Annotated in this window: 20 protein-coding genes; 18 read left to right on the top strand and 2 right to left on the bottom strand. The window is 35.4% G+C overall.

The window, feature by feature from the left end:
• Positions 1–575: 575 nt before the first annotated feature.
• From rpmH to NSQ95_RS19410, 11 genes are all read left to right on the top strand, one after another.
• Positions 576–710, top strand: coding sequence for a 50S ribosomal protein L34 (gene rpmH, locus NSQ95_RS19460; RefSeq protein ID WP_144540295.1), 135 nt, complete (start codon positions 576–578; stop codon positions 708–710).
• 70 nt (positions 711–780) lie between these two features.
• Entirely contained in the window at positions 781–1,125 is a 345-nt protein-coding gene (gene rnpA / locus NSQ95_RS19455; protein WP_169359829.1) for a ribonuclease P protein component, read from the top strand.
• 72 nt (positions 1,126–1,197) lie between these two features.
• Positions 1,198–1,974: a membrane protein insertase YidC gene (yidC, locus tag NSQ95_RS19450; RefSeq protein WP_169359828.1), complete on the top strand. Its 777-nt coding sequence runs from the start codon at positions 1,198–1,200 to the stop codon at positions 1,972–1,974.
• Positions 1,971–2,726, top strand: coding sequence for an RNA-binding cell elongation regulator Jag/EloR (gene jag, locus NSQ95_RS19445; RefSeq protein ID WP_340881199.1), 756 nt, complete (start codon positions 1,971–1,973; stop codon positions 2,724–2,726). The genes yidC and jag overlap by 4 nt, the downstream gene beginning before the upstream one ends.
• A 240-nt stretch (positions 2,727–2,966) precedes the next feature.
• The gene (mnmE, locus tag NSQ95_RS19440; RefSeq protein ID WP_169359826.1) at positions 2,967–4,352 is read left to right on the top strand and encodes a tRNA uridine-5-carboxymethylaminomethyl(34) synthesis GTPase MnmE; all 1,386 of its coding nucleotides are present in this window, start codon (positions 2,967–2,969) and stop codon (positions 4,350–4,352) included.
• Between the two features lie 22 nt (positions 4,353–4,374).
• Positions 4,375–6,264, top strand: coding sequence for a tRNA uridine-5-carboxymethylaminomethyl(34) synthesis enzyme MnmG (mnmG, locus tag NSQ95_RS19435; protein WP_169359825.1), 1,890 nt, complete (start codon positions 4,375–4,377; stop codon positions 6,262–6,264).
• Positions 6,265–6,287: 23 nt separating this feature from the next.
• Entirely contained in the window at positions 6,288–7,004 is a 717-nt protein-coding gene (gene rsmG / locus NSQ95_RS19430) for a 16S rRNA (guanine(527)-N(7))-methyltransferase RsmG (RefSeq protein ID WP_169359824.1), read from the top strand.
• Between the two features lie 87 nt (positions 7,005–7,091).
• The gene (gene noc, locus NSQ95_RS19425; RefSeq protein WP_251556724.1) at positions 7,092–7,961 is read left to right on the top strand and encodes a nucleoid occlusion protein; all 870 of its coding nucleotides are present in this window, start codon (positions 7,092–7,094) and stop codon (positions 7,959–7,961) included.
• A gap of 146 nt (positions 7,962–8,107) precedes the next feature.
• Positions 8,108–8,869: an AAA family ATPase gene (locus NSQ95_RS19420; RefSeq protein ID WP_169359841.1), complete on the top strand. Its 762-nt coding sequence runs from the start codon at positions 8,108–8,110 to the stop codon at positions 8,867–8,869.
• Positions 8,862–9,704 (top strand): ParB/RepB/Spo0J family partition protein, encoded by an 843-nt coding sequence (locus NSQ95_RS19415; RefSeq protein ID WP_340881204.1) that lies wholly within the window; start codon positions 8,862–8,864, stop codon positions 9,702–9,704. Before NSQ95_RS19420 ends, NSQ95_RS19415 begins: the two co-directional genes overlap by 8 nt.
• 62 nt (positions 9,705–9,766) lie before the next feature.
• Positions 9,767–10,465 carry a DUF554 domain-containing protein gene (locus NSQ95_RS19410; protein WP_340881205.1) on the top strand — a complete coding sequence of 233 codons (699 nt, stop codon included), beginning with the start codon at positions 9,767–9,769 and terminating at the stop codon, positions 10,463–10,465.
• Here NSQ95_RS19410 and yyaC read toward each other — a convergent pair.
• Positions 10,430–11,017 carry a spore protease YyaC gene (yyaC, locus tag NSQ95_RS19405; protein WP_340881207.1) on the bottom strand — a complete coding sequence of 196 codons (588 nt, stop codon included), beginning with the start codon at positions 11,015–11,017 and terminating at the stop codon, positions 10,430–10,432. The genes NSQ95_RS19410 and yyaC overlap by 36 nt on opposite strands.
• Positions 11,018–11,090: 73 nt before the next feature.
• Between yyaC and NSQ95_RS19400 the strand changes: the two genes are divergently transcribed.
• From NSQ95_RS19400 to ychF, 3 genes are all read left to right on the top strand, one after another.
• Complete coding sequence (locus NSQ95_RS19400) at positions 11,091–11,945, top strand: mechanosensitive ion channel family protein (protein WP_340881208.1); 855 nt, start codon at positions 11,091–11,093, stop codon at positions 11,943–11,945.
• Positions 11,946–11,955: 10 nt separating this feature from the next.
• On the top strand, positions 11,956–12,156 hold the full coding sequence (locus NSQ95_RS19395) for a DUF951 domain-containing protein (RefSeq protein WP_169359818.1): 201 nt from the start codon (positions 11,956–11,958) through the stop codon (positions 12,154–12,156).
• Between the two features lie 85 nt (positions 12,157–12,241).
• Positions 12,242–13,342, top strand: coding sequence for a redox-regulated ATPase YchF (gene ychF, locus NSQ95_RS19390; protein WP_340881211.1), 1,101 nt, complete (start codon positions 12,242–12,244; stop codon positions 13,340–13,342).
• A 20-nt stretch (positions 13,343–13,362) separates the two neighbouring features.
• On the opposite strand, the gene NSQ95_RS19385 is transcribed toward ychF, so the two are convergent.
• Positions 13,363–13,920 (bottom strand): DUF3267 domain-containing protein, encoded by a 558-nt coding sequence (locus NSQ95_RS19385; RefSeq protein WP_340881213.1) that lies wholly within the window; start codon positions 13,918–13,920, stop codon positions 13,363–13,365.
• A 166-nt stretch (positions 13,921–14,086) separates the two neighbouring features.
• On the opposite strand from NSQ95_RS19385, the gene rpsF reads away from it, so the two are divergent.
• From rpsF to NSQ95_RS19365, 4 genes are all read left to right on the top strand, one after another.
• Complete coding sequence (gene rpsF, locus NSQ95_RS19380; RefSeq protein ID WP_169359815.1) at positions 14,087–14,377, top strand: 30S ribosomal protein S6; 291 nt, start codon at positions 14,087–14,089, stop codon at positions 14,375–14,377.
• 43 nt (positions 14,378–14,420) lie between these two features.
• Positions 14,421–14,918 (top strand): single-stranded DNA-binding protein, encoded by a 498-nt coding sequence (ssb, locus tag NSQ95_RS19375; RefSeq protein ID WP_169359814.1) that lies wholly within the window; start codon positions 14,421–14,423, stop codon positions 14,916–14,918.
• Positions 14,919–14,964: 46 nt separating this feature from the next.
• Entirely contained in the window at positions 14,965–15,201 is a 237-nt protein-coding gene (gene rpsR, locus NSQ95_RS19370; protein WP_142540806.1) for a 30S ribosomal protein S18, read from the top strand.
• 477 nt (positions 15,202–15,678) lie between these two features.
• Positions 15,679–16,620, top strand: coding sequence for a YybS family protein (locus tag NSQ95_RS19365; RefSeq protein WP_340881215.1), 942 nt, complete (start codon positions 15,679–15,681; stop codon positions 16,618–16,620).
• The last annotated feature ends 4 nt before the right edge of the window (positions 16,621–16,624 follow it).

The following is a 16,624-nucleotide window of genomic DNA, read 5'->3' as shown; positions in this document are numbered from 1 at the left end:
TAACATAATCTCCTTTTCTATAAGATTGATAGGAAATCCGTTTTTCCTACCTTTTAGTAATAAGACGGTTTTACAAAAAGAGAATAATCATTCTGCTTTATATTTTATATGTATAAATTATAGTTATATACACAAATCCACGTCCTGTGGATAAACTTTATAAACGTATGGGGAAAATATTATCCACAGATTACTAACAACTGTGGATAATAAAAAATAACATATTTCGTTTGAAAAAGTAAAACACAGATATCGTATCAAAAAAACGTTGCAATTACAAGATACTTTAAGGTTATCCACAATATTAAATTAATTAACAGTTAAGGTTGTCCACAGCAAAGGGATATGTTAAAAACATGTTCATAAGCTATGTGGATATTTTTTTGTCGAAAATTGTTATTCACAGGTAAGTGGGAAAAGATATCTTAGTATGTGGATAAGAATGGGCAAGTAGAAAAGAGAAGCAGCAAGACATGGACTTAAATAAAGATTGACAAATACAGTGTAGTTTTTATATAATATCGGAGACTGTCTAAGGAACATTTTAAGATGATCACTCAGGAGGTGTCATATAGATGAAACGTACATTCCAACCAAATAGCCGTAAAAGAGCAAAAAATCACGGTTTCCGCGCACGTATGAGTACAAAAAACGGTCGCCGCGTAATAGCAGCCCGTCGTGCTAAAGGAAGAAAAGTATTATCAGCATAATTATAAGTCCACTGACCAATTCAGTGGTCTTTTTTTTCTTTCAAACCGATTAGTTGGAGCAGGTGACTAGATGAATAAGAAACAACGCATAAAAAAGAATGCTGAATTTCAAAAGATCTTTAAAAAAGGGAAATCATTCGCCAACAGACAGTTTGTAGTTTATACAATGGAGAATGAATACGATTATTTTCGAATAGGATTATCTGTAAGTAAGAAAGTTGGCAATGCAGTAGTTCGTAATCGTATTAAAAGATACATTCGTCAATCCTTTTTAGAGTTGAATGATTCAGTGGCAGGAAACAAAGATTATATTATTATCGCCAGAAATTCGGCGGCCAAGCTTGACTTTCATGAGACAAAAAAGAACTTAGAGCATGTTTTGAAAGTAGCCAAAGTTTTAAAGAAGAAAAGCTAGTGAAGTCTTTTGGATGAGATGTTAAGATAAGGATAGATGAAAGATGAATGTATTTTAATAGGGGGAAGAAGGTTGAAGAGAAAATTACCTTTACTATTATTATTAATAGTAATGACAGCTTTACTAGCTGGATGTACGGAATTCAATGAACCAATTTATAATACTTCCGAAGGTTTTTGGAATGAATACATTGTTTGGCCATTAGTTTCCGCTATTACATTTTTCCAAGAGCTATTAGGGACATATGGTCTAGGGATCATTGCAGTAACGATTATTATTCGTTTAGTAATTTTACCGTTAATGATTAAACAAACTAAAAACTCTAAGGCAATGCAAGAAGTACAACCAGAGATGTTAAAGCTAAAAGAAAAATATAGCTCCAAGGATGCTGTAACACAGCAAAAATTCCAACAAGAAATGATGGCTTTATATAAAGATAGAAATATTAATCCAGCAGCTGGATGTCTTCCTATTTTTATTCAGATGCCAATACTAATCGGTTTCTATCATGCAATTAGTCGTATGAATAATACACCTGAGATCAATCTTGGTGATTTCTTAGGTTTTGCATTGGCAGAGCCAAGTATTATCCTTGCTGTCTTAGCCGGAATCATGCAATTAATCGTATTGAGAACTGGCCCAGCAATGGACAACCCTCAAATGAAAATCATGATGTATATCATGCCGTTCATGATCATGGGATTTGGTATTGTATTACCTGCTGCATTAACATTGTATTGGGTAATCGGAAATATTATATCTATCATTCAAAACTTATTCATTTATAAACCTTGGAAAAGAGAAAAACAAGTACCTGTTAAAGCAAAAACGGGAGGGGCCAAAAAATGAAGCAGATTACACAGACTGCACCTACAAAAGAGGAAGCTATAAACGTTGCACTTAAAAAACTTGAAGTATCGAGAGAAGATGTGTCAATTACCGTAGTGGAAGAAGGGAAAAAAGGCTTTTTTGGATTTTTATCTAAGCCTGCAGTTGTTGAAGTAACTGTTTTAAAAAAGGACGACCCAGTCGATCAGGTCTTGGAAGAAAAAATAGTAGAGGAAGTAATCGAACAGCCGATTTTAGATAATACCTCTACATTAGAAGAAGTAAAAGAAACTATAGAAGTCACTGAAGCACCAAATAATGATCAAGCGATAGCTGAAACAAAACTATATCTTGAAACAATCGCTAAGGAATTGGATATTGACGATTTAGTAATTAGTGAAACAAGAGAGGGTAAGTACATTTATCTTCATTTAAACAGTGAAAAGGCTGCCTTATTAATAGGAAAAAGAGGCCAAACATTAAATGCACTGGAAAACCTATCTCAATTAGTTGCAAACAAATTTTCAAATTCCTTTATCCTTATTAGGTTGGACGTTGGTAACTACCGTGAAAGAAGACAAGAAGCATTAGAACAGTTAGCAGAAAGAATGGCTGACAAAGCAGTGCGTACTGGTCAACCGATAGAATTAGAACCAATGTCTTCTTCTGAGAGAAAGATTATTCACAATGCTTTATCCCTAAGAGTAGACATTGAAACTTACTCAGTCGGTAATGAACCAAATAGATATTTAGTGATCGAATCAATAAAATAAGTAAAACGGATTTTAGCTTGAAAATAAGCTGGAATCCGTTTTCTTCTGTTATTAATCCGCTTAAGAAGATTTCCGAAGATGAGCGATAAGCCATCAGTAGGATTCTTTTTTTGTTCACATAATAAAAAGTATCTATACTTCTGATTTAGGACAAAATATGTTATTGTTATATGTTAGATAGTCATGTTCTTTTTAGTTATTCACATGTGGATAACTGGAAGTGCAAGGAGGTGTACACTTTTGGAATTTGATACAATAGCTGCAATTTCCACTCCATTAGGAGAAGGAGCCATTGCCATTGTAAGGCTTAGTGGAGCAGAGGCAATTTCAATTGCCAATAAAGTTTTTCAGTCTCCAAATGGAAAAAATCTTAGTGAACAATCTTCTCATACTATTCATTATGGACATCTCGTGGATCCAAAGACGAATGAAGTAGTAGAGGAAGTTATGTTGTCTCTTATGAAAGGTCCGAAAACTTTTACGAGAGAAGACGTAGTAGAGATAAATTGTCATGGAGGACTAGTCACAGTAAATAGAGTTCTTCAGTTAATACTTATAAATGGTGCACGGCTTGCAGAACCTGGTGAGTTTACAAAACGTGCTTTTTTAAATGGAAGAATAGACTTGTCGCAGGCTGAAGCGGTAATGGATTTAATAAGAGCCAAAACTGATAAAGCAATGAATGTAGCTTTAGGTCAAATGGATGGACGTTTATCACGTCTCATCAAAACCTTAAGGCAAGCACTCCTTGAAACTTTAGCTCAGGTAGAGGTAAATATTGATTATCCAGAGTATGATGACGTTGAAGAGATGACGTTACCTATGATGATTGAAAAAGGAACTTGGGTAAAAGAAGAAATTGAAAAGCTTTTAATTACTTCATCTCAAGGTAAAATTCTTCGCGAAGGGCTGTCGACAGCAATTGTCGGAAGACCAAATGTAGGGAAATCATCACTTTTAAATAGCTTAATTCAAGAAAACAAAGCAATTGTTACGGAGATAGCAGGAACTACGAGGGATATTATAGAAGAATATGTAAATGTACGTGGTGTCCCTTTAAAATTAGTAGACACTGCTGGAATCCGTGAAACAGAAGATATAGTCGAACGTATTGGAGTAGAGAAATCACGCCAAGTTCTAAAAGAGGCAGATTTAATTTTACTTGTGTTGAATAATTCAGAAGAGCTAGCTGAAGAAGATAGAAGGTTATTCGAGACTATTAAAGGAATGGATTATATCGTTATCGTTAACAAAACGGATCTTCCAACCAAGTTAGATTACGATGAGGTACAACGTCTTGCTACTGATAAGAGAATTGTTTCTACTTCCTTATTAAAAGAAGAGGGAATTGACGAGCTGGAAGACTCTATAGCGTCCTTGTTCTTTGAAGGAAACATTGAAGTGTCAGACATTACCTATGTCTCTAATGCCCGTCATATCGCTTTATTAAATCTTGCTAAATCTACAATTACTGATGCCATCGAAGCAGCACATAATCACGTGCCAGTCGATATGATTCAAATAGATGTTACTAGAACGTGGGAAATATTAGGAGAAATAATTGGAGATACAGTCGAAGAAAGCCTGATTGACCAGTTATTTGCTCAATTCTGTTTAGGAAAATAAAAAACGAGAGGAAGTTACGAACATGCCAAACTTTGAAGCAGGCAAGTTCGATGTGATTGTTGTAGGAGCAGGGCATGCGGGTGTTGAAGCCGCATTAGCCTCTGCTAAAATGGGCGCTAAAACGCTTGTTTTAACAATCAATCTAGATATGATTGCATTTATGCCATGTAATCCGTCCATCGGAGGCCCTGCAAAAGGAATCGTAGTGCGTGAAATTGACGCCTTAGGTGGAGCCATGGGTAAAGTTATAGATAAAACTCACATTCAAATGAGAATGTTGAATACAGGAAAAGGACCAGCAGTACGTGCACTTCGAGCACAAGCTGATAAGGTTCTATACCAAAATGAAATGAAACGTCTTATAGAGGAACAAGCAAACCTTACAGTTCATCAAGCAGTAGTAGAAGAACTATTAGTTGAAGATGATAAAATTGTTGGCTTAGTAACCCAAGTAGGGGCAGTTTATCGAGCAGAAACAGTAGTTATTACTACAGGTACATTTTTACGTGGTGAGATTATTATAGGAGACCTTAAATATTCTAGTGGTCCCAATAACCAACAACCATCCATTAAGCTAGCTGATAGTATCCGCAATTTAGGATTCGACCTAGTTAGATTTAAGACAGGTACTCCACCTCGTGTAAACAGTAAAACGGTGGACTATAGTAAAACAGAAATTCAGCCAGGCGACGATGTTCCTCGAGCATTTAGTTTCGAAACAACAGAATTTATTATGGATCAATTACCTTGCTGGTTAACATATACAAGTTCTGAAACACACCAAATTATCAATGATAATTTACATTTATCGCCAATGTATTCTGGTATGATAAAAGGAACGGGTCCAAGATACTGTCCGTCTATTGAAGATAAAATTGTTAGATTTAATGATAAGCCACGTCATCAAATCTTCTTAGAGCCAGAGGGTCGTAACACAAGAGAAGTTTATGTACAGGGGTTATCAACGAGTCTTCCAGAGCACGTACAACGTAAACTGTTAGCTTCTATCCCAGGATTAGAAAATGCGGAAATGATGCGAGCAGGCTATGCGATTGAATATGATGCAATGGTTCCAACACAGCTATGGCCAACGTTAGAAACAAAAAAAGTTAAAAATTTATATACTGCTGGACAAATAAACGGAACTTCTGGTTATGAAGAAGCTGCAGCTCAAGGTCTAATGGCAGGAATAAACGCTGCTCTTAGAGTATTAAATAAAGAAGAAAAAGTGTTGAGCCGATCAGATGCGTATATTGGTGTCTTAATTGATGATCTAGTTACAAAAGGAACTAACGAGCCATATCGCTTGCTTACTTCAAGAGCTGAATATCGTTTACTGCTTCGTCATGATAATGCCGATTTAAGATTGTTAGAAATTGGATATAATATTGGCTTAGTGCCAGAAGAACGGTATAATAAGTTTTTAGAGAAAAAGAAAAGAATAGAAGATGAGCTTCGTCGCCTACGCTCCATTATTATCAAACCGAATGAGGAGACTCAAGAAGTTGTTCGTAATGCAGGCGGTAGCGAGTTAAAAGATGGAATTCGTGCTTCAGATCTTCTTAAAAGAACAGAAATGAACTACGACTTAGTAGCCCAACTAGTTCCGGGAGAAGTTCAGTTAAGTGAAGAAGAAAAAGAACAAATTGAGATTCAAGTTAAGTATGAAGGCTATATAGATAAATCTCTACAACAAGTTGATAAGTTGAAAAAAATGGAAAACAAAAAGATCCCTGATCAAATTGATTACAATGCAATCTCCGGACTTGCAACAGAAGCAAAACAAAAACTAATGCAAGTAAGACCATTATCTATTGCACAAGCATCTCGTATTTCAGGAGTAAACCCAGCAGATATTTCTATCCTTCTAATATATATTGAACAAGGTAAGATAGCTAAAATCACTGGTTAGTCTAAGACAATGAGGAGAACAAAATGAACGAAGAACAATTTAAAAATGCCCTCTATGAAAAAGGAATTGAACTAACAGATTTCCAATTAGAGCAATTCAGAAAATATTATGAGTTACTTGTGGAATGGAACGAGAAAATGAATTTAACTGCCATCACAGATGAACCATCTGTTTACTTAAAACATTTCTTAGATTCTATCAGTGCTTCTTTCTATGAGGATTTTAATGGTTCCCTTTCTGTTTGTGATGTAGGAGCAGGGGCAGGGTTTCCAAGTATTCCATTAAAAATTTGTTTTCCAAACCTTAATGTAACAATAGTTGATTCTTTAAATAAAAGAATTCAATTTTTGACTCATTTAAGCAAGGAGCTAAATTTAAAAAATGTTAATTTTGTTCATGCGCGTGCTGAGGAATTTGGACAAAATAAAGAATATAGAGAACAGTTTGATCTTGTTACTGCACGAGCAGTAGCAAGACTCTCTGTACTGTCAGAGCTATGTATTCCACTTGTGAAAGTCGGTGGGAAGTTTATAGCTATGAAAGCAGCAAGTGCATTAGATGAATTAAAAGATGCACAAAAAGCTATTGAGGTATTAGGCTCTGAAAAAAGTGCGGAGTATTCTTTTCTATTACCGATAGAAAATAGTGAGAGAACGTTATATGTCTTTTCTAAAATTAAAAGCACACCGAAAAGATACCCTCGAAAGCCAGGTATACCAAACAAAACACCTATTATTTAATGAGGAACGTTCCACGTGAAACATTATTATATTATTTTCTGTGTCGTGAACATAAGTAAAGAGTATCTAAAAGGTGGTGCTAGTTAGATGAAAAGTCCTTTCTCACGATTTTTCGGAGGTTCTGATAAGCAAGGACAAGATCCAGTCGTTGAGGCTACTCAGACTAATAATGAAGAAGTAGTACAAGTAGCCATAGAAAAAATAGTTCCTAATAGGTACCAGCCTAGGACCGTTTTTGATGATGCAAAAATAGAAGAACTTGCTAGAACTATTCATACACACGGTGTAATTCAACCTATCGTCATTCGTAAAATGGATGACGATAAGTATGAAATAATAGCAGGGGAACGTCGCTTCAGGGCGATGACAAAGCTTAAGTGGACAGAAGTACCTGCTATAGTTCGTAACTTAAGTGATAAGGAAACAGCATCGATTGCATTGATAGAAAATCTTCAACGAGAAGAGCTGACTGCCATTGAAGAGGCAGTAGCCTATCAAAAACTACTTAAGCTGCATGAGTTAACTCAGGAAGCGCTCGCTCAAAGATTAGGTAAGGGCCAATCGACTGTAGCTAATAAGCTACGTTTGCTGAAACTACCAGAAGAAATTCAACAAGCAATTATGGATAAGAGATTGTCGGAACGTCATGCAAGATCTCTTATGCAAATAAAGGATGAAGAAATACAAATCAAGCTTATGGTTGAATCCATTGATAATCATTGGAATGTAAAACAACTCGAAGAAAAAGTTAATGATATAGTAAATCCTCCTGTAAAAGAGGAAAAAGCTCCAAAACCTAAAAGAAAAGCGATTAGTAAAGATGTACGAATTGCTTTAAATACGATCAAGCAATCTCTTAGTATGGTTACTAAAAGCGGAATCAATTTAAAAACCGAAGAAGAAGACACCGAAGATTTTTATCAAATAACAGTAAGAATTCCTAAAAAGAAATCATAAATAGATATTATAATATATAAAATATATGAAACTCTCACTATTTTGTGAGAGTTTTTCTTTTGTAACAATAATAACATTCATTTTTCTGTAAAATTTGATAGAATGGAAGAGAGTGGTTTTTTATTTTGATGAAAGTAGGTGCAAGAGTGGGAAGAATTATTGCAATAGCCAACCAAAAAGGTGGTGTAGGTAAAACTACTACATCCGTTAACTTAAGTGCCTGTCTTGCATACTTAGGAAAGAAGGTTTTACTGGTAGATATTGATCCCCAGGGAAATGCTTCTAGTGGCGTTGGTGTCAACAAAGGCGATGTGAATCAATGTATTTATGATGTGTTAATAGATGATGTTAGTGTAAAAGAGACAATTTTAGAAACGAAAGTGGAAAATTTACATATAGTTCCTGCAACCATTTCTTTAGCTGGTGCAGAAATTGAACTAGTATCTACCATTTCAAGAGAAGTGCGACTTAAAAAAGCATTGCAGGAAGTGCAAGCTGATTATGAGTATATTATTATAGATTGTCCTCCTTCACTTGGTCTCTTAACTATCAATTCTCTTACTGCTGCTGATGCCATTATAATCCCAGTTCAATGTGAATTTTATGCTTTGGAAGGGTTAAGTCAGTTACTGAGTACGATTAGATTGGTGCAAAAGCACTTAAACAAAACGTTGGCAATTGACGGGGTGTTATTAACAATGTTTGATGCCAGAACAAATCTTGGCATTCAAGTAATAGAAGAAGTTAAAAAATATTTCCAAGACAAAGTATATAAATCTATTATTCCCAGGAATGTTCGTTTAAGTGAAGCACCTAGTCACGGAGAGCCTATAATTATTTATGATCCAAAATCTCGAGGAGCGGAAGTATATTTAGAACTTGCGAAGGAAGTGATTCGTCATGGCTAAAGGACTTGGAAAGGGGATTAATGCTCTTTTTCCTGGAGAAGATACAATGCCAGAAGAAAAAGTAGAACAGATTAGTATTGTTGATATTAAACCTAATCCTTATCAACCAAGGAAAATATTTGACGATGAGGCATTACAAGAGTTATCTGAATCTATAAAAGAGCACGGAGTACTACAACCGATCATCGTTCGAAAAAAAGGTTCTAAGTTTGAGATAGTGGTAGGAGAGCGTAGATTTAGAGCCTCTAAAAAGGCTCATTTAGATGCAATTCCTGCAGTAGTACGAGAGTTAAATGATCAACAAATGATGGAACTTGCTATCTTAGAAAATCTACAAAGAGAAGATTTAACGCCGATTGAAGAAGCAGAGGCTTACCAAAATCTGATGGAGACTCTTGGTCTTACCCAAGAGCAGTTAGCGTTCAGACTGGGAAAAAGTAGACCTCATATAGCAAACCATATTCGCTTACTTACACTCCCTGATGTTGTAAGAAATGCTGTCTCTGAAGGGAAATTATCCATGGGACATGGGAAGGCATTATTAGGTTTAAAGAAGAAAAAATCTATCCCTCTCATTATGCAAAAAACAATTAAAGAAAATCTAAATGTAAGGCAGTTAGAAGCCTTGGTTCAACGTTTAAATGAAAATGTTCCACGTGAAACAAAAAAAATAGATAAAGATATTTTTACTTTAGAAAAAGAATCGGAATTAAGAGAACTCTTTGGGACAGCTGTAAAAATAACTAAAAACAATGAAAAAGAAAAAGGGAAAATCGAGATAGAGTTTTACTCGAAGGATGACTTGGAAAGAATTTTAAAATTATTAGAGGATTAGACATGACCTATTTCTAGGACAACCTAGAGATAGGTTATATTTTTAGGAGAAGAGGATAGGATATGGTGTTATTTGGTACATTGGTCAATGCAATACTGATCATAGCAGGGACATTAATCGGACGACTTTTAAAGGACATCCCTGAAAATATGAAACAAACGGTAATGTATGCTATAGGAATAGTAGTAATGGTAATGGGTATACAAATGGGATTAGAAAGTAGTAATTTTGTTATTATCATTATTTGCATCGTGCTTGGTGCGGTAGTAGGTGAGTGGTTAGATATAGATAAATGGATTAACAGGTTAGGGCAGACTATTGAAAAAAAGTTTGGTTCAAAAAAACAAACAGATAGTATTGCCCAAGGATTTGTTACAAGCACACTTATATTTGTAATAGGCGCAATGGGTATATTAGGAGCTTTAAATAGCGGTCTTCAAAATGATCACGAATTGTTAATCAGCAAGGGAATCATCGACGGCTTTACTGCTATTATTCTCTCCGCAACGTTAGGAATAGGTGTTGTTTTTTCAGCTTTTCCGGTTGCAATCTACCAAGGAACAATAGCATTGCTTGCTACACAAATTACAAGATTAGTACCAGAAGCTGCACTTGATTTGTTTCTACAGGAAATGACAGCCGCTGGAGGAATTATGATTATTGGTATAGGAATGAATTTAATAGGATTAACTAAAATTAGAGTAGCAAATCTATTACCATCTTTATTATTTGTAGGTATTGTAGTGGCTTTTATTTTTTAAATTATATCTATGCCATGCAAGAAGTAGAGATCGAGAAATGACCTTTCCCATTTCAAAAGTAAGGTTTAATCGAGTACTTTGCAATACATTATATTCCATATAGCCACCAATATTAACAATAGCTTTAATTGAAATTTCACCAATAGGTGGTAAATCTTTTTTTACAGCTTTTCCAGGAAAAAGAGGGCCTGGATGAATAATAATTTCTCCAATGTTATTAGCATTCCCTAAGCAGGCATCAATGGCTACAACAAATGGCTTTTCAGAAGAACTGTAGAGCGTATTAGTAGTCTCTTCTAAATTCAACGCATGGAGTGGGCTATCCAATGTTCCAATGATTTCAAAAGGAAAAGAGTTAAGCTGTGTTAAAAATGACCCAGTCATTGGACCTAAGGCATCCCCAGTTGAACGGTCTGTCCCTATACAACAAAAAACAAGGTTTTGATGATTAAAAGGTATATATTCTAAAAAGTGGTTGCTTAATCGCCAAATAACTCCTGTTTCTTTATAATAGATAGTGGAAGCTTGAGGAGCAACATTAATTTTATTCATATATAAACTCGCTTTCTTTTTTAAAGTTAGTATATGCATGATAGAAAATATTTATTCAGTGAGGTGGGATACAATGGGGGAGACATATAAAGGAATTGAAGCTTACATACTGAATGAAGATAATTGGATAAACTTAGGTTTAGTATGTATCAAAATTATCTTTATTTTTCTTTTAACAGCTATTGTTATAAAGGTAGGTAAATCAATTATAAGAAGAGTTTTCGCTGTCAGATTAAAGAGTCCGTTAAGATATTCGGAAAGAAGACATAATACTCTCATCAAGTTATTAGAAAACGTTTTAACGTATGCTGTTTACTTCATAGCAGTTCTATCCATTTTATCTACATTTAATATTGACGTAAGAGGGTTGATTGCAGGTGCTGGTGTTATAGGCTTAGCGATAGGGTTCGGTGCACAGAGTCTAGTTAAAGATGTTATCACAGGTTTCTTTATAGTATTTGAGGATCAGTTTGCAGTTGGAGATGAAGTGCAGATTGGAACGTTCAGAGGTGTAGTAGAAGAAATAGGTTTGCGTACAACGAAAGTGCGAAGCTATGTGGGGGAACTGTTTATTATTCCGAATGGCACGATATCTAATGTTGTTAATTATTCTGTATTCAATACTATTGTTACCATAGATATAAAGGTATCCTATGAATCCGATATAGAAGCGGTAGAGAAAATGTTAGAAGGCTTTTTAGAAAGTTTAATTTTGAAGTATAAGGAGTTAGTTAAGGTTCCTGAAATTTTAGGGGTACAAGAGATATCCTCAGATGATTTGGTGCTTAGAATTGGAGTAGAGACTATCCCTATGATGCAGGATGACATTGCTAGAAGAATTAGAAGAGATCTAAAAGAATTTTTAGAGCAATCTGGCGTGGATATTCCGTATCCAATCGTCGTACGTAATGCGAAAAATAATGAGTAGGTGAGAGTAAATGGAAAGAAAAAAATTTCAGCTAAATGATATTGTAGAGATGAAGAAGCAACATCCTTGTGGAACAAATCGTTGGAAAATAATACGCATAGGGGCAGATATACGGATTAAATGTGAGGGATGTCAGCATAGTGTTATGATTCCACGTATAGAATTCGAGAAGAAAATGAAAAAAGTGCTTGTACAAGCTGAGACAGAGTAAAGATAGACTTTTACTGTCAAAATCAATATAATAGACAGGTTAAAGGGAATACGTTAAGTAAGAAAATTGAAGGGTTGTGACATATATGGCATTAACAGCAGGAATTGTTGGATTACCAAATGTAGGTAAATCCACGTTATTTAATGCAATAACAAAAGCAGGGGCTTTAGCTGCAAACTATCCATTTGCAACAATAGATCCTAACGTAGGGATTGTTGAAGTACCGGATGCTCGTTTAGATAAACTGACAGAATTAGTAGTACCAAAGAAAACAGTGCCAACTGCATTTGAGTTTACTGATATTGCTGGAATAGTAGCAGGAGCAAGTAAAGGCGAAGGACTCGGCAATAAGTTTCTTGCTCATATTCGTGAGGTAGATGCAATTTGTCAGGTTGTACGATGCTTCCAGGATGACAATATAACGCATGTATCAGGGAAGGTAGATCCAATTTCTGATATAGAAGTTATTAATTTGGAGCTAATTTTAGCGGATTTGGAAAGCGTAGATAAACGTTTAGCTAGAGTTGCTAAGATGGCTAAACAAAAAGATAAAGAAGCAATGGTAGAAGAGCCTATATTGACTCGTTTAAAAGAAGCATTTGAAGAAGGTAAATCTGGTCGCTCTGTAGATTTTACAGAAGAAGAGCTTCGTGTTGTAAAAGGACTTCACTTATTAACGATCAAGCCAATGCTTTATGTAGCAAATGTATCTGAGGATGACATTATGGAATCAGAAGATAATGAGTACGTTCAAAAAGTGCGTGCATTTGCTGCAGAAGAAGGCGCGCAGGTTATAGTTGTATGTGCCAAAATCGAAGAAGAGATGGCTGCTCTAGAGGACGATGAGAAAAAAATGTTCTTGGAGGAGCTAGGTATTCAAGAATCTGGTTTAGATCAGCTTATCAAAGCATCATATTCCTTACTTGGACTAGCTACTTACTTTACAGCGGGCGTGCAAGAAGTTCGTGCTTGGACATTCCGTAAGGGTATGAAGGCTCCTCAATGTGCGGGTGTCATTCACTCCGACTTTGAAAAAGGATTTATCCGTGCTGAGACGGTTGCTTACGACGATTTAGTTTCAGCAGGTTCAATGTCTGCTGCTAAAGAAGCAGGTAAGGTACGTTTAGAAGGTAAAGAATATATTGTACAAGACGGGGACGTTATGCTGTTCCGTTTTAACGTTTAATATCAAAAGACCGGTTTGCATTATGCAGACCGGTCTTTTGATATTACATATAATATTGGAAGAGTAGGATCGTCTTTTATTAAACTATCGTTAGGAATTTTTCTTAATTCTTTATACATAGCAAAGTCTCCAGCTGCACCAGCAATAAGCCAGGCACCTAGTAAGACTAATATGGGAGATTCAATCATGTAACCTATGATAACAGGTAATATTCCCGTCATCCAAAATGGGAGCAGTAATGCCTTTTTCATCGATCGATTGGAAATGGGGAGGGAGGTAGTTGCATAAGCAACTCCTAATTTAAGATTCACACCATAGTCCATTTTGTTCCACGGGACCTTACCGAACAACCAAAAGCCAAGCAGATGGAATGCTTCATGTAAGACTATTAAAAGTATAAAACCAAGGAATGTTAATAAAAGACCTAAAAGAGTAATGTTTATTTCATATTCTGTATAAATAAAACCATATAAAACTAGACCTAATATAGAAAATAGAATAGTCATCCATAGGCTATGCCAAGCTACCTTCTTTATATCAATTTCGATAGTAGAAAGAATCGACTCATTTTTTTCCATCCTCATTCCCCCTTTACACGATTATAGACAAATATTTGAAATAAGACAATCAAACCTTGATATAAGTAAAAGTGTATGATACAATAAACCGATGTGAGTAATAGCATTACTTGCTCCTTGTCGGCTGACCACAGTTCGACCAAAGACCATAGGGAGGTGTAAATAGATGAGAAAGTACGAATTAATGTACATTATCCAACCAGCAATCGAAGAAGATGCGAAAAAAGCTCTAGTTGAGCGTTTCAACGAAATCTTAACTTCAAATGGTGCTGAGATCATCGAAGCTAAAGAGTGGGGTAAACGCCGCTTAGCGTACGAAATCAATGACTTACGTGAAGGTTTCTACCAAATCGTTAAAGTAAACGCTGATTCTCAAGCAATCGATGAATACATTCGTTTAGCTAACATCAATGAAGACATTATCCGTCACATTGCTGTTCGTATGGACGATAAATAATAACAATCGACGATGAATGCTGAACGAGGGAGGTTATTAACTGATGATTAACCGTGTCGTATTAGTTGGAAGACTAACAAAAGATCCGGAACTTCGATATACACCGAGTGGAGTAGCAATGGCTAGATTTACACTTGCTGTAAATCGTACATTCTCTAATCAACAAGGTGAAAGAGAAGCTGATTTTATCAACTGTGTCGTTTGGAGAAAACAAGCAGAAAACACAGCCAATTTCTTGAAAAAAGGAAGTTTAGCAGGTGTAGAAGGCAGAATTCAAACGGGTAGTTATGAAGGACAAGATGGTAAGCGTGTATATACGACGGATGTTGTCGCAGACAGCGTTCAGTTCTTAGAACCACGTGGAGGCTCTGGTGAACGTAGCCAAGGTGGACAATCATATGGTGGCGGACAACAGAATTCTAATCCAACATATCAGCAAAACCAACCAATGAATCAGCAAAACTATACGCGTGTAGATGAAGATCCATTTGGAAATAGTAGCGGTCCGATAGAAGTATCGGATGACGACTTACCATTCTAAAATTTTCTCGCACGTTTTACTTTAATCGAAAAGGAGGCAACCTATTATGGCACCACGTCGCGGAGGCAAAAGACGCCGTAAAGTTTGTTACTTCACTGCTAACAACATCACACACATCGATTATAAAGATGTAGATTTGTTGAAAAAATTCGTGTCAGAACGTGGGAAAATTCTTCCACGTCGTGTGACAGGAACTAGCGCGAAGTACCAACGCAAGTTAACACGAGCTATCAAAGTATCTCGTATTATGGCTTTACTACCATTCTCTTCTGAAGAGAGATAAGTATATATGAAAGACCGGGAAACCGGTCTTTTTTTTGTTGTCTTTATTATGTAGAGAACGGTAATAACTTAACTTTTATAGTATGTAGCTCATTAGCGGGTCATATTCCTATGGTTCAAATAGGATCAACAGAACTTACTATCTGAAAGAATCAGCTAGACCATAATAGCTATTACAAGATCTCGTTAGCATAATATTGGTTTTTCGATTAACTCGTGTGAAATAAACAATGTGGAGAAAAATTTGATTGTATTTGTTCACTGCAAAGCATATAGAAGTCTTTATTTTTCCTTGCTTGGTCGTATACTAAATAAAAAGGAATTATGAGGTTGACTCGAATAATATAAACTATACAAGAATCATTTACTAAAACCTTCCATAGTACATTTCACCTAATCAGTGTGGTAACATGTAATTTTAGTTGTATAGCAAAATCTGTTACAATGGATAGATGATTATAAAAAAGGAAGGTCGATCATGCAAAAGAATCAGTCAAGCTTTTTAACGTTTGGATCTTTAATGATTGCACTATTTGCTATTTTGATAGCAATGTCCGTGTATGTTCCAATTCTAACAATTATCACGTCCCTAATAGCGCCTTTACCTTTAGCTTGGTATAGTGCCAAGTTTGGAAGAAAAGAGTCTTTACTTGTTACAGTTGTAGCAGTTATTATAACTTTTATTATTGGAGGTATAGTAGGTGTTACACTTGGTTTAATAGTAGGTCCAGTTGGTTTTCTAATAGGAGATTCTTTACGTAGAAAGCAGACAAAGCTGTATATGCTAATGGCCACAGGAATATTTGTACTACTCATGACAGCTGCTCAGTATATCGTTTCTATCTTAGTATTAAATATTAACCTAATAGAGCAATTTTTAGAGGGCATTAAAATATCCTATGAACAAGTCGGTAATTTACTGGAATCAGCTAATCAAAAACCAGAAACCTATGATGAGATGGTTAGGCAGTTTTTAATTGTCCTAGAAGCTTTAACGCCAACTTACTTTATTTTTCTTATGTTTATAACAGCATTTATCTATATTGCTGTTAACTTACCTATTTTAAAGAAATTAAAAGTACCAGTTCCAAAATTTCCTAAATACATGTATTTTAAATTACCTAAAGCGGTGTTGTGGTATTATTTAGTTGTAGCTATTATATCCTTAGTTACAACATTTGAGGTAGGTACCTTTAGCTATATGCTTATCATAAATGCTACATTCATTTTAAGGGCATTATTATTCTTACAAGGTGTATCCCTAATTCAATATTATTTTCATATTCAGGGTTGGCCAAAATGGAGTGCTATTTTAGCAACCTTCTTAGCAATTCCGCTCTATACGTTTACTATTATCCTAGGGGTGTTAGATTTAGGATTTAATTTGCGAGCATATTTAAAAGACAGATACAAGAAATAAGGAG

The organism is Psychrobacillus sp. FSL W7-1457 (assembly GCF_038593405.1).
Lineage (GTDB): Bacteria > Bacillota > Bacilli > Bacillales_A > Planococcaceae > Psychrobacillus.
Note: the sequence above shows the minus strand (reverse complement) of the source record. Positions and strands in the feature narration are given on the sequence as shown.